The sequence below is a fragment of the Paraburkholderia caledonica genome (assembly GCF_000383275.1).
In the GTDB taxonomy this organism is placed as follows: Bacteria; Pseudomonadota; Gammaproteobacteria; order Burkholderiales; family Burkholderiaceae; genus Paraburkholderia; species Paraburkholderia caledonica.
The window spans coordinates 113,934-126,719 of the sequence record NZ_KB911040.1; the positions used below are offsets into that span (position 1 = coordinate 113,934).

General features: G+C 61.3%; 13 protein-coding genes and 1 tRNA gene. 10 read left to right on the forward strand and 4 right to left on the reverse strand.

Annotation, left to right across the window (positions count from 1 at the left end; all coding sequences use genetic code 11):
* The first annotated feature begins 13 nt into the window (after nucleotides 1–13).
* Together H281_RS0120630 and H281_RS0120635 are read left to right on the forward strand one after the other, a co-directional pair.
* A tRNA-Ser gene (locus H281_RS0120630) sits at nucleotides 14–103 on the forward strand.
* A gap of 316 nt (nucleotides 104–419) precedes the next feature.
* Nucleotides 420–980 carry a DUF2971 domain-containing protein gene (locus H281_RS0120635; RefSeq protein ID WP_164701919.1) on the forward strand — a complete coding sequence of 187 codons (561 nt, stop codon included), beginning with the start codon at nucleotides 420–422 and terminating at the stop codon, nucleotides 978–980.
* 389 nt (nucleotides 981–1,369) lie between these two features.
* On the opposite strand, the gene H281_RS0120640 is transcribed toward H281_RS0120635, so the two are convergent.
* The 4 genes from H281_RS0120640 to H281_RS0120655 form a co-directional block, all read right to left on the reverse strand.
* On the reverse strand, nucleotides 1,370–2,011 hold the full coding sequence (locus H281_RS0120640) for a hypothetical protein (protein WP_020069056.1): 642 nt from the start codon (nucleotides 2,009–2,011) through the stop codon (nucleotides 1,370–1,372).
* A 227-nt stretch (nucleotides 2,012–2,238) separates the two neighbouring features.
* Nucleotides 2,239–2,850 (reverse strand): DUF4145 domain-containing protein, encoded by a 612-nt coding sequence (locus H281_RS0120645; RefSeq protein WP_020069057.1) that lies wholly within the window; start codon nucleotides 2,848–2,850, stop codon nucleotides 2,239–2,241.
* A gap of 388 nt (nucleotides 2,851–3,238) precedes the next feature.
* Entirely contained in the window at nucleotides 3,239–3,469 is a 231-nt protein-coding gene (locus H281_RS0120650) for a hypothetical protein (protein WP_020069058.1), read from the reverse strand.
* A gap of 204 nt (nucleotides 3,470–3,673) precedes the next feature.
* Nucleotides 3,674–4,894 (reverse strand): Bcr/CflA family multidrug efflux MFS transporter, encoded by a 1,221-nt coding sequence (locus H281_RS0120655; RefSeq protein WP_027804804.1) that lies wholly within the window; start codon nucleotides 4,892–4,894, stop codon nucleotides 3,674–3,676.
* A 265-nt stretch (nucleotides 4,895–5,159) separates the two neighbouring features.
* Between H281_RS0120655 and H281_RS0120660 the strand changes: the two genes are divergently transcribed.
* From H281_RS0120660 to H281_RS0120700, 8 genes are all read left to right on the forward strand, one after another.
* On the forward strand, nucleotides 5,160–5,738 hold the full coding sequence (locus tag H281_RS0120660) for a hypothetical protein (RefSeq protein WP_020069060.1): 579 nt from the start codon (nucleotides 5,160–5,162) through the stop codon (nucleotides 5,736–5,738).
* A gap of 138 nt (nucleotides 5,739–5,876) precedes the next feature.
* Nucleotides 5,877–7,160 carry a glutamate-1-semialdehyde 2,1-aminomutase gene (hemL, locus tag H281_RS0120665; protein WP_020069061.1) on the forward strand — a complete coding sequence of 428 codons (1,284 nt, stop codon included), beginning with the start codon at nucleotides 5,877–5,879 and terminating at the stop codon, nucleotides 7,158–7,160.
* A gap of 56 nt (nucleotides 7,161–7,216) precedes the next feature.
* Nucleotides 7,217–8,374: a bifunctional diaminohydroxyphosphoribosylaminopyrimidine deaminase/5-amino-6-(5-phosphoribosylamino)uracil reductase RibD gene (gene ribD, locus H281_RS0120670; protein ID WP_020069062.1), complete on the forward strand. Its 1,158-nt coding sequence runs from the start codon at nucleotides 7,217–7,219 to the stop codon at nucleotides 8,372–8,374.
* Nucleotides 8,375–8,385: 11 nt separating this feature from the next.
* Complete coding sequence (locus H281_RS0120675; protein ID WP_020069063.1) at nucleotides 8,386–9,000, forward strand: riboflavin synthase; 615 nt, start codon at nucleotides 8,386–8,388, stop codon at nucleotides 8,998–9,000.
* Between the two features lie 254 nt (nucleotides 9,001–9,254).
* Nucleotides 9,255–10,385, forward strand: coding sequence for a bifunctional 3,4-dihydroxy-2-butanone-4-phosphate synthase/GTP cyclohydrolase II (gene ribBA / locus H281_RS0120680; protein ID WP_020069065.1), 1,131 nt, complete (start codon nucleotides 9,255–9,257; stop codon nucleotides 10,383–10,385).
* A 56-nt stretch (nucleotides 10,386–10,441) separates the two neighbouring features.
* Nucleotides 10,442–10,945: a 6,7-dimethyl-8-ribityllumazine synthase gene (ribH, locus tag H281_RS0120685; RefSeq protein ID WP_020069066.1), complete on the forward strand. Its 504-nt coding sequence runs from the start codon at nucleotides 10,442–10,444 to the stop codon at nucleotides 10,943–10,945.
* Entirely contained in the window at nucleotides 10,942–11,379 is a 438-nt protein-coding gene (gene nusB / locus H281_RS0120690) for a transcription antitermination factor NusB (protein WP_020069067.1), read from the forward strand. The genes ribH and nusB overlap by 4 nt, the downstream gene beginning before the upstream one ends.
* A gap of 156 nt (nucleotides 11,380–11,535) precedes the next feature.
* Entirely contained in the window at nucleotides 11,536–12,735 is a 1,200-nt protein-coding gene (locus H281_RS0120700) for a pyridoxal phosphate-dependent aminotransferase (RefSeq protein ID WP_027804805.1), read from the forward strand.
* Nucleotides 12,736–12,786: the final 51 nt, after the last annotated feature.

Below are 12,786 nucleotides of genomic sequence, written 5' to 3' on the forward strand. Positions count from 1 at the left end.
CAATTTGCGGCTTGGAGGTGTGGCCGAGCGGTTTAAGGCACCGGTCTTGAAAACCGGCGAAGGAGTGATCCTTCCGTGAGTTCGAATCTCACCGCCTCCGCCAGGACACCCCTCGCCTCTCATCCGAATCAATCCGATTCAACCGCGCTGAGCCTTACCAGCTAAGGCGCTCAGCGCAAAATCCCAAAAGCTATTTCTCTGATTTCCGAACGAACGTCTGCCGAGAGATATTGCAAGCGGTGAGTCGGTAGAGCGGCTTCATGACCTCGTTTTTCAGTTCGCGAAGGATCTAGCTGGCTCAAATGATGCGAAAGAATGTGTTACTTGGGGACTCGCGATGGGCCGTTCGTGAAATCCTAAACCGGCAAAGTAGCTACCCGCGACTTCTTTACAAATATTGGCATGCGACGACGCAACACTTGGAACCGCTGTTGCTGAGTTCGACCTTCTATCTATCGTCCCGTGAGCAGTTTAACGATCCGTTTGATGCTCAGTGTATCGCTCGCGTAAGCCCCGATCTGCGGGATCGCGAACGGCAACTGGAGCAGCTCAAGGCGAGGGTAAGGGCGAGCCGGGGCAGTCAATCTATCAGCAGGGGGGTTAAGCATCGCAACGAACTCTACCGCGACATGCTGACTCCGGGACGGGCTCAAGCGCGAGCGCAACGAAGCTTCGACATGAATGCAAACGCCTTTGGAATTTTTTCGATGGCAGAAACGCCGCGCAGCTTGCTGATGTGGGCACATTATGCAAATAGCCACACTGGCGTCTGCCTAGCCTTCTATGTGCCGGCCGATCCCGATGTTTTTATGCGGGCATTTCCTGTCGAGTACGGCAATGACTACCCCTCAATGGAGTGGACCGACCTTGAAAGAGTCGATGCTATACGGGCACTTTTGAAGAAAAGTACTGAATGGGGTTATGAGCAAGAGAGTCGGATTCTCGTGCCCAATGCAGCGAAGACCATTTTCGCCATTTGACCGGGCCGCCTTAGTTGGAATCATTTTCGGCGCCCGCTGCTCTGAGGAAAACAAGGCGATGGTGCAAGAGTTGATTGATCGAAGAGCACGTGTCGGTGGCAGTCGGCCTCAGTTGTTCAACGCGCACCTCGCCCGCGAAAAATATTCGATCGGCATCTTTCCATGCGGAAACATGCCGCCGGCGGACTGGAAGGGGAGACCACCGTCTGGCCGTCGTTCAAAACGAACCGCGCTTCCGCCGCGCCCCGAAACGGCAGCGCCTAGTTTTTCCCATAGCGCGGGATCTGGCTTCCCCTAGCCTCGATCCGGTGGTCACCCACTCTATCGAATACGCGTGCCTGCAGTCCGAGAGGGCTATTTGAGTCACGGAGCAAAAAGTTTGCAGGTGGCTAGGGAACGTTTCCCGGCAGACGGAACGGACAACTGCTGTATGAGGGCTGTGGCCACGTTCCCTTGCACGTCGACTCGGCTAGTGCGTCGCTCGTTCGGTCGACGTCAATAGGTGATCCACTCGCGCGAACGAGCACATAGAGGTCGACTGCGCCCGCAAGGAAAAGCAAACCGGCCGCGAGGGCGGTGATGGTCACAGCGCCCGCCCATGATCTGAAGTCGATTGCCGGCCGGCTCGCGAAATCGCTGTTGGCGGTGCCTGCCAGAAACTGAAAGAATCCTCGGAAAATCGAAAAGAAGATTTTGCGATGGAGGTGCCAACTGAGCATCAGACTCACGAATGAGCTTGTCAGGCCAGTTAAAAAAAGCACCGTCGGAAAAAATGATCGCTCAATACCTTGGACTTGGTAGAGCGTGAACGTCCCTGCCAGGCCCGCCGCATTAATGATGACAAGGTGTTTGACGACCTCGATACCCCACGTGTCGACCCGGTTCGCCTGATCTTTCACTCCGTCTAACGTGATCTTGACTGTCTGATCAATTTTCTGCGGTTCCATTTCCCCGATTGCTTGGGACGGAACTTTGACAGTGCTGAAATCGAAGCCAAAGATAAACTCACCCACCCGCTCTTTTAGTTTCATAGTTTGGAAGATGAATGTTGCTCGCGCCAGTTAAAGGGCAGTGAATTCTGCATCGCCATGCAGATGGGTAGCTAGCGCGTTTTTCGGTGGCCGGAGATCCATCAAACCCGTAACCCAAAAGGGTCGTGGCAACTACATCAAAACAATGTCGTAGCGTTCCTACCTCGGTTACAGACCGCAAGGATTGCATTCGAGGACGGCTGTGACGCAAACCGCTAGGTCTGCTTCTATTTCATCGGCGGCTTTCCCGCGGCCGCGAGCTTAGCGTCAAGAGCTGCTCGCCGCTGACGAGCCCTTTCCGGCTGCACATAGAAGAAGTCGAACAGATCTTCGAGAACGTCAAGGTTCCACTCGGCTTCTTCCGGCTCTACAGGAAGAATTTGGCCCGTGCTCGTATCTTTCATCGGGTGCGCCGCGAAATTGCCGATGTTGCGGATAGCGTCGATATTCTCCGCGACGCCGGTGGGCAGCTTGCCGGAGTCAATTACAGCCTGAATCGCTTCAGCCAGATTGTATTGCGCGTACCCATGCTCGCGTAGGATGGTTTGAAGGCAGCGACGACTGAGCGCAGCTGAAGCTTTTGGACTAGCCTGGAAAATCGCGCTTGCCTCTCGATAGTCCTCAGCAATATGCGCCGGCACCTCCGACGGCGCCGGCGCGCGCCCCGTCGTTAGTGGATATGCCAAAAAGTTGTCGACGGTCGGCTTTCGCTCGCCGTCGCCACCTAGATAAATGATCGGCTCATTACACGACGGGCAACTCATATATGAAACGGTCCAGCGACGACCGCCAATTGCGTCGTACTTGACCCCGCCTCCGGGCACCCCGGTGAGTGCCATTCGCTCATTCGTGAAACCAGGATGGATTTCAACCAAGCAATGCGGACATTTCATAAAGCCACGTGTATATGATCGTTATAACGTGCGTAGATTGTCGTAAACACCGGAAATCTTCAAGGTTTAGTCCCCGCCGATGTTTGGTGGACTGATTCGTACAGCAGCCGCCTGAGCTTTACCGGCTGTGCATGATGGGCGGTCACGCCTCCGCCAAATCTCTGTACACATCCACGGGCCGCAAGGCCCGTTTTTGTTTGTACTCGCGCCGCACACTACACGCGCGCCAGCGCCTGGCTTCGACCTTGAAGCCGTACGAACTTGCGGAACAGGTGTGCGATTGCCCGTACGCGCCATAAGACAGCACGACGACAAACAACGCCCCCACCCCGCGTCACACACTAACCGCGTCGAGCTTCTCGCGTGCGTCGGCGCAACGCCGGTTCAGATCGCGATGCATCAACTGGCTGTCAAGCAGCGTGGACACATCGGTCAAGCCGTAATCAAAGCGCAAAACGTATTCGATGTCCGTGTAATCGTGATACGCGCCGCTGTCGGCCAGCTTCCGCGCTTCGGCGAAAGCAGCATGTTGCCGCTCGCCGTTCATCAAATCTCTGATCGCCATGATTGCCGCTCCGAGGAACAGTGATCCCATCATAGCAATGCCAATTCAAAGACAAGGTCGCGTGCGCGCAACACCTGGTGTTTTCCGGTAGAAGCGCTTCGTGCACCGGGAATGCGAGTACGCACCAGGTGCAGGAACCCGGAGCGCTCTCTTTACGGCGTCCCTGCTCCGCCGCCTTTATTCCGCATCTCCATCACACCGTCCTTAGACGACAGCCACCGGCGCCTTCGTCCCGTGCCATCTAACGACCAGGATACGGCCGACGTAGCACAGCGACCCTGCGACGCCCACCACAACGCCCATACCTTTCGGCGAGCCGTCCTGCCACAGTCCGACCGCGAGGCTCGACAGCGCGCCGAGCGCCAGTTGCACCGCGCCGAACACGGCAGCTGCCGCACCCGCATTCACCGGATAGCGATGCATCAGATCCGTCGTGCAATTGGCGGACAGCAAACCCACTACGCCAACGACAAAGAACAGGCCCGCAACGATCGACCACAGCCCGCCCCAACCCGTCAACGAGACAAGACAGACGAACAACGACGCAATACAGCTCACGCTCGCGGCGAACGAAATGATCGGCAGCGACCCAAGCCTGCCGACAAGCCGCGTATTCATGAAGTTGCCCAGCATGATCCCGACGATGTTCAGCGCGAACAGAAAGCCATAATGCTGCGCCGACACGTGAAAATATTGGATATAGACGAACGGCGTCGCCGTGATGTACGCGAACATCGACGCGAATGCCATGCCGCCGCACAGCATATGCCCCCAGGCAACCGGATCGCGTAACAGCCGGCCGTATGCAGCGAACGATTTGAATAGCGCCGAATGTGCACGCTTTTCGCGCGGCCAGGTTTCCGGCACTTTGAGAAACGCGGTTATCGCGCACACCATGCCGAACAGCGTCAACGCAATGAAGACGACGCGCCAGCCGCCAAGCAGCAGCAACTGTCCGCCGATCAACGGCGCGAGCAATGGTCCGATCGACGTGACGATGGCGAGCATGGACAACACGCGCGCAGCGTCGGTCGGACCATACGCGTCGCGGGCAATGGCGCGAGCCAGCACCGATGCCGCGCCCGCACCGAGCGCCTGCACGAAACGGAACGTGACCAGCGCGCCGATCGAGAACGACAGCGTGCACGCAATGCTCGCCAGCGCATACATGATGATGCCGCCCAGCAGCACAGGCCGGCGGCCATATGTGTCGGACAGCGGCCCATAAAGCAGCATGCCGATCGAGAAGCCGAACATAAAACTGGTCAACGTGGTTTGCGCGGCGCCCGTTCCGATCGCGAACGCCTGCGCGATGGTCGGCAAGCTCGGCAAATACATGTCGATGGAAATCGGCCCGCACGCGGCAAGCGCACCGAGCAACAGAATCAGCCGGCCATCTGGCCGGCGTCCGGTGACGTGAGACATGGGAATCCAGGTGAAGCGCGCGTCCTCGGAAAACCGGCGCGCGGGGATACAAAAAGACTGCAGTTGGTCGCATCGATTGTACGCGACGGTTAAGGCATCGACTTCGCCAGCAGCGAGCACGAGCCGCAGCATGAGGCCGTTGCAGGCTTGCAGGGCAAGCGCGCCGCTGATCGGTTAAGCTGCCGCGTGAACCGTTTCGGCCGTTCAGCATCGCCTGAAGATGCCAGCGGCGCGCGTCCCTCATACCTTTCTGTGCAACGTTGCGATGACTGCCTTCCTGCTGATCTGGAGCCCCAAGAAATGGCCGTGGCCAGAACTGCCCGATGTGGCCAAACGCGTTGCGGCGGGCGTCGCCGTAGCCGACGTGTGGGGTTGTGGATTCGCGCGCGGCATTCTGCCCGGCGACCGCGTGTTTTTGCATCGTGTCGCCACGGAGCCAAAGGGAATTTTCGGTTCGGGCTATGTGACACGCGCACCGTATGAGGTCCCGGACCCAGCCACGAAGCGCGGCTACCGCCTGTGCATCGACTTCGTGTACGACTGGCTCGTCGATGCACATGAAAGCGTGGTGATCCCTCGCGACATGTTGCGCGTGCATCCATTTTCGGTGCAGACCTGGGACGCGCAGAGTTCAGGCACGGTAATCAAACCGATCGCGGAAGGCGCGCTGGAAAAACGCTGGGCTGAACTCACGGGCAAACGCAAGCCGCCGCCACTGGACGCGCCGGTTGGCCCGGCACGCTCCACCAAAGCGACAGCGCACGCGGCGCAATCGCCCACCGGCGCATCGCCTGTGAAGGCACCCATCAAGACGCCCGCAAGGAAGCGCGCGCCCCGGCGCTGAGAATGCGTCTGAAAGCCACGTGGCTCCGCAAAACCTGTTCACACCGACTCCGGTACAATTTCTCTCATCTATCCCGGCGTCGCGCGAACCGCTCGCAGGCAAGCCGCGCCGCTGCGCAACCCAATTCCAGGCATCGTCATGTCCAACAATCAAACCCTCTTCGACCGCGCGCAACGCACCATTCCCGGCGGCGTGAATTCGCCGGTCCGCGCATTCCGCTCGGTCGGCGGCACGCCGCGTTTCATCGAACGCGCACAGGGTCCTTATTTCTGGGACGCCGATGGCCAACGTTATATCGACTACATCGGCTCCTGGGGACCCATGATTCTCGGGCATGTGCACCCGGAAGTTCTGGAAGCGGTGCAGCGCGTGCTGGCCAATGGCTTCTCGTTCGGCGCGCCTACCGAGTCGGAAATTGAAATCGCCGAGGAAATCTGCAAGCTCGTGCCGTCGATCGAACAGGTGCGCATGGTGTCGAGCGGCACCGAAGCGACCATGAGCGCGCTGCGTCTCGCGCGCGGCTTCACGAACCGCAGCCGCATCGTCAAGTTTGAAGGCTGCTATCACGGCCATGCCGACAGCCTGCTCGTGAAAGCCGGTTCGGGCCTGCTGACGTTTGGCAATCCGACATCGGCGGGCGTGCCGGTCGACATCGCAAAGCACACCACGGTTCTGGAATACAACAACGTCGCCGCGCTCGAAGAGGCATTCAAAGCCTTCGGCAACGAAATCGCCTCGGTGATCGTCGAGCCGGTGGCGGGCAACATGAATCTGGTGCGTGCCACGCCCGAGTTTCTGCAGGCGCTGCGACGCCTATGCACCGAATACGGCTCGGTGCTGATCTTCGACGAAGTCATGTGCGGTTTCCGCGTGGCGCTCGGCGGCGCGCAAGAGGTCTACGGCATCACGCCGGATCTGACGTGTCTCGGCAAAGTGATCGGCGGCGGCATGCCGGCGGCCGCCTTCGGCGGACGGCGCGACATCATGGCTCACCTTGCGCCGCTCGGCGGCGTCTACCAGGCGGGCACGTTGTCCGGCAATCCCATCGCGGTCGCCGCGGGACTGAAGACGCTGCAATTGATCCAGGCGCCGGGCTTCTACGAAACACTGGCCGCGCGCACTGCCCGTCTTGCGAAAGGTCTCGCCCGGGTCGCTCGCGAAGCCAATGTGCCGTTCGCGGCCGACTCCCTCGGCGGCATGTTCGGCCTGTACTTCACCGAGTCGATTCCGACAAGCTTCGCCGAAGTGACCAGGAGCGACGTGCCGCGCTTTAACGCGTTCTTTCACAAGATGCTCGACGCGGGCGTCTACTTCGCACCGTCGGCATATGAAGCAGGCTTTGTTTCGATTGCGCACGACGACGCGATCGTCGACGCAACTGTGGATGCCGCCCGTGGCGCGTTCGCGTCGCTGAGCGCCTGAGCGACCGAGCGTCCCGAAACCGTCGCCACCCTGCCACCGGACCTAACCACACACCGATGTTTTCGCAAACCGACTTCGTCCATATGGAACGCGCGCTTGCGTTGGCCAAGCGCGGCATGTACACGACCGACCCGAACCCGCGCGTGGGTTGCGTGCTCGTCAAGAACGGCGAAGTGATCGGCGAAGGCTTCACGCAGCCGGCCGGCCAGGACCACGCGGAAATCCGCGCGATGAAAGACGCGCGTTCGCGCGGTCACGATCTGCGCGGCGCCACCGCTTACGTAACGCTCGAACCGTGCAGCCACTTTGGACGCACGCCGCCGTGCGCGAACGCGCTGATCGAAGCGCAAGTCGCGCGCGTGGTGGCCGCGATGGAAGACCCCAATCCGCAGGTGTCCGGACGCGGTCTCGCGGTGCTGCGTGATGCCGGGATCGAAGTACGCTGCGGGCTGCTCGCCAATGAGGCGTACGAGTTGAACATTGGCTTCGTGTCGCGCATGACACGCGGCCGGCCGTGGGTTCGCATGAAAGTGGCAGCCTCGCTCGACGGCCGCACCGGCCTTCCCTCCGGCGTCAGCCAATGGATCACCGGCGAGGCCGCCCGGGCCGACGGACATGCATGGCGCGCCCGCGCGTCGGCGGTACTCACCGGCATCGGCACAGTCAGGGAAGACGATCCGCGCATGACCGTGCGCGCTGTCGACACGCCGCGTCAGCCGCAACGCGTGCTGATCGACAGTCAGCTGGAAGTCTCGCCACAGGCGCAGATCCTGGCCGGCGCGCCCACGCTGATTTTTTGCGGCAATCTCGATCAACGGCATAGCGACCGAGCGCAAGCACTACGCGAGCGTGGCGCCGAGATCGTTCAGCTGGCCAACGCGGCCGGCAAAGTGGACCTTCCGGCCATGCTGAAAGTGCTGGGCGAGCGCCAGGTCAACGAACTACACGTTGAAGCCGGCTACAAGCTGAACGGCTCGCTGCTGCGCGAAGGTTGCGTGGACGAACTACTCGTCTATCTCGCGCCCAGCCTGCTCGGCATTGACTCGATGAGCATGTTTAACCTGAGCGCGCCTGAAACACTTGAAGGACGCGTCAAGCTGGCTTTTCATAATGTTGAGCGGATCGGCGAAGATCTTCGGATTCTCGCGCGCCTCGTGCCGGCGGGCCTAACCGCAACCGGAACCGACACCGCGTCCCAACCCGTTTCGTTTTGAGGATTAGTACGATGTTCACAGGAATCGTCGCGGCAGTGGGCCGCATCGAGTCAGTCAGGCCTCTCGGCACGAACGGCGACGCGGGCGTGCGCCTGAACGTGCAAGCCGGCGGCCTCGATCTCGCCGACGTGCAACTCGGCGACAGCATCACCATTCAGGGCGCCTGCATGACCGTGGTCGCGAAGACCGACCATTCGTTCGAAGTGGACGTGTCGCGCGAAAGCCTGAATCGCACAGCGGGCCTTGGCGAAGTGGGCGAAGTCAACCTGGAAAAGGCACTGCGCGCGCACGACCGGCTGGGCGGGCATATCGTCTCGGGTCACGTGGACGGCCTGGGCACGGTCACCCACTTTGCGCCGGTAGGCGAATCGCACGAACTACGCGTGCTGGCGTCGCGCGAGATCGGCCGCTATCTGGCGTACAAGGGCTCTATCACTGTCAACGGAGTGAGTCTGACCGTCAACTCGGTTAAAGATCGTGACGACGGTTGCGAGTTTTCGATCAATCTGATTCCGCACACCGTGGAAGTCACCGCACTCAAGCATCTGCGCGAAGGCACGCCGGTGAATCTGGAAATCGATCTGATCGCTCGCTACGTGGAGCGCATGCTCAACGCACCGAAGTAGCCGGCAAAAACGCCAGCAACAACGCCAACAGCAACACCAGCAGGCGGCAACAACTCAAAGCGGCAGCCGCCGCCGGGCGCCCACGCATGCGGCGCCTTGCCGCTTCTCATCAGTCCATGCGTCTATCGTTCTGCCGAGCATATCAACGGCCGGTGACGCAGCGCCAGTCGGCCAAACGGCATATGCCGTCTGGCGGAGGCGACTTGGGACCGCGCGTGGCGTAAAATACGCGCTTTCCCGAAAAACTCGCCAACATGACGCTCGCCTCCACTACAGAGATCATCGCCGAACTTAAAGCCGGCCGGATGGTGATCCTCGTCGACGAAGAAGATCGCGAAAACGAGGGCGATCTTGTGCTCGCCGCCGAATTCGTGACGCCGGAAGCGATCAACTTCATGGCGCGCTACGGCCGGGGCCTGATCTGTCTCACGCTCACGCAGGAACGCTGCAAGCTGCTCAACCTGCCGCTCATGACGTACCGCAACGGCACCCAGTATGGAACCGCGTTCACCGTCAGCATCGAGGCGGCGGAGGGCGTGACGACCGGCATTTCGGCCGCCGACCGCGCCCGCACGATCGCCGCGGCAGTCGCACCGGACGCCAAGGCGGAGCATATCGTGCAGCCTGGCCACGTGTTCCCGATCATGGCCCAGCCGGGCGGCGTACTCGTGCGCGCCGGCCACACGGAGGCAGGCTGCGACTTCACCGCGCTGGCAGGCCTGACGCCGGCTGCAGTGATCTGCGAAGTCATCAACGACGACGGCACCATGGCGCGCCTGCCCGACCTGATGGCGTTCGCAAAAGAGCACGATCTGAAGGTCGGCACGATCGCGGATCTGATCCACTATCGCAGCCGCACCGAGTCGATCGTCGAGCGTATTTGCGAGCGCACCATGCAGACGGCGCACGGCGCTTTCCGCGCGGTCATGTATCTCGATCAGCCGAGCGGTCAGCCGCACATTGCTCTCGTGCGCGGCACACCGAACCCCGAGCACGACACGCCGGTGCGCGTGCACGAGCCGCTGTCGGTGCTCGACCTGCTCGAAGTCGGCGAATCCACTCATTCGTGGACGCTCGACGCAGCCATGAAAGAGATCGCCTCTCGCGAAGTCGGCGTGATCGTGCTGCTCAATTGCGGCGACTCGAAGGAACATCTGATCGACGTCTTCAAGGCGTTCGATTCGAAAGAAAAAGCAGACGCGCTCAAGCGCCGGCCCGTCGACTTCAAGACCTACGGCATCGGCGCGCAGATTTTGCGCGAGCTGGGCGTCGGCAAGATGCAGGTGCTGTCGAATCCGCGCAAGCTGGGCAGCATGTCGGGTTACGGCCTCGAAGTCACAGGCTTCATACCCATGCCAGGCAGTGCCGCGCAGCCTCCGCAATAACGCTGATCCGGTCATTCACGCGCCTCGCGCTCACCCCAAAACACTACGGAATTCACATGGAAATCGGACAATACCAACCGAACCTCGACGGCGACGGACTGCGCATCGGCATCGTTCAGGCGCGTTTTAACGAACCCGTCTGCAACGGCCTCGCCGACTCGTGCATCGAAGAACTCGAACGCCTCGGCGTGACCGGCGAAGACGTGCTGCTCGTCACCGTGCCGGGCGCGCTGGAAATCCCGCTGGCGCTTCAAAAGCTCGCTGAGAGCGCGCAGTTCGACGCGCTGATCGCGCTCGGCGCGGTGATCCGCGGTGAAACGTACCACTTCGAACTGGTGTCGAACGAAAGCGGCGCGGGCATCACGCGCATCGGCCTCGACTTCGGCATTCCTGTTGCAAATGCGGTGCTGACCACTGAGAACGACGAACAAGCCGTCGCTCGCATGACCGAGAAAGGTCGCGACGCGGCACGCGTGGCGGTCGAAATGGCGAACCTCGCGGTCGCGCTGGAACAACTCGGCGGCGACGAAGAAGAAGACGAAGAAGAGGAAGAGGCATGAAGAGCGCACGCCGACGCTCCCGCGAACTGGCCACGCAGGGGCTTTATCAGTGGCTGCTGTCGGGTTCGCCCGGCGGTGAGATCGACGCGCAACTGCGCGGCGCGCAGGGCTTCGACAAAGCGGACCATGAGCATCTGGACGCCGTTCTGCACGGCGTGATCCGCGATTCGGAGGCGCTGTCCGCCGATATCGCGCCTTGCCTGGACCGTCCGATCGAGCAGCTTTCGCCGGTCGAACGCGCAGTGCTGCTCGTCGCCGCGTTTGAACTGAAGAATCACCTCGATATTCCTTATCGCGTGGTGATCAACGAAGCGGTTGAACTGGCCAAGACCTTTGGCGGCGCCGACGGCTACAAGTACGTGAATGGCGTGCTCGACAAGCTGGCGGCCAAGCTGCGCGTCGCGGAAATCGAAGCCGCTCGCAAGAAGGGCTAGGCATGCGTGAGGTCGGCTCGCGCAACACGGCGGCAAAACCGTCGCAAATGTACGCGACGCCGACACAACGAAATGCATCGCCTGTCACAACGCTGCCGCGCGCGAGAACCGCGCGAACGGCGGTCGCGCTTTCGCATTTGAACTGGATTTGACCGTATGAACTCCGTGACCGAACCTCTTATGCGGCTCGCCGCGCGCGTCGACTCCATCCAGCCGTTCTACGTGATGGAGCTGGCAAAAGAGGCTGCGCTTCTTGAGCGCGACGGACGCGACATCATTCACATGGGAATCGGCGAGCCCGATTTCACCGCCCCCGAACCGGTCATCGAGGCAGCAGCGAACGCGCTGCGCCGCGGCGTCACGCAATACACCAGCGCACTTGGCCTGCACGCACTGCGCGAAGCAATTTCGGCGCACTACGCAGAGGTCTACGGCGTCAACGTGGATCCCGCCCGGATCGTGGTGACCGCAGGCGCGTCGGCCGCATTGCTTCTGGCGTGCGCGGCACTGGTAGATCGCGACGACGAAGTGTTGATGCCGGACCCCTGCTACCCGTGCAACCGCCATTTCGTGATCGCCGCCGAAGGCAAACCGGTGATGGTGCCAAGCGGCCCTGCCGAACGCTTCCAACTGACTGCCGCCGACGTCGAGCGGCTTTGGAACGAGCGCACGCGTGGCGTACTGCTCGCGTCGCCGTCCAACCCGACCGGCACGTCCATCGAGCCGGCGGAACTGGAACGCATCGTCAAAGCGGTGCGCGCGCGTGGAGGCTTCACGATCGTCGACGAGATTTACCAAGGCTTGAGCTACGACGCTAAACCCGTGTCGGCGCTGTCCTATGGCGACGACGTCATCACGGTCAACAGCTTCTCGAAGTACTTCAATATGACGGGCTGGCGCCTCGGCTGGCTGGTGGTCCCGCCGGGCATGGTGAGCGCATTCGAGAAACTGGCGCAGAATCTCTTCATCTGCGCGTCAGCGCTCGCCCAGCACGCGGCGCTCGCGTGCTTCGAACCGCAAACCATCGCAACGTACGAGGCACGCCGTCTCGAGTTCAAACGTCGGCGTGACTTCATCGCGCCGGCGCTCGAATCGCTGGGCTTCACAGTGCCCGTCATGCCCGACGGCGCGTTCTACGTCTACGCCGACTGCCGGAGCGTCGCTCACCCTGCCGCAGGCGACAGTTCGGCGCTCACGAAAGCGATGCTGCACGAGGCAGGTGTCGTGCTCGTGCCAGGAATGGACTTCGGCAGCCACGCGCCAAAACAATATATCCGGCTGTCGTACGCAACCGCCTACGAGAAGTTGGAAGAGGCGGTGGAACGCCTGGCGCGGCTTTTCGGCCAACGGCAGTAGGAGCGCAAGGCAGCCGGGCCTGACGAGTGCCTCGTGCGTAGCGAGAGGTGC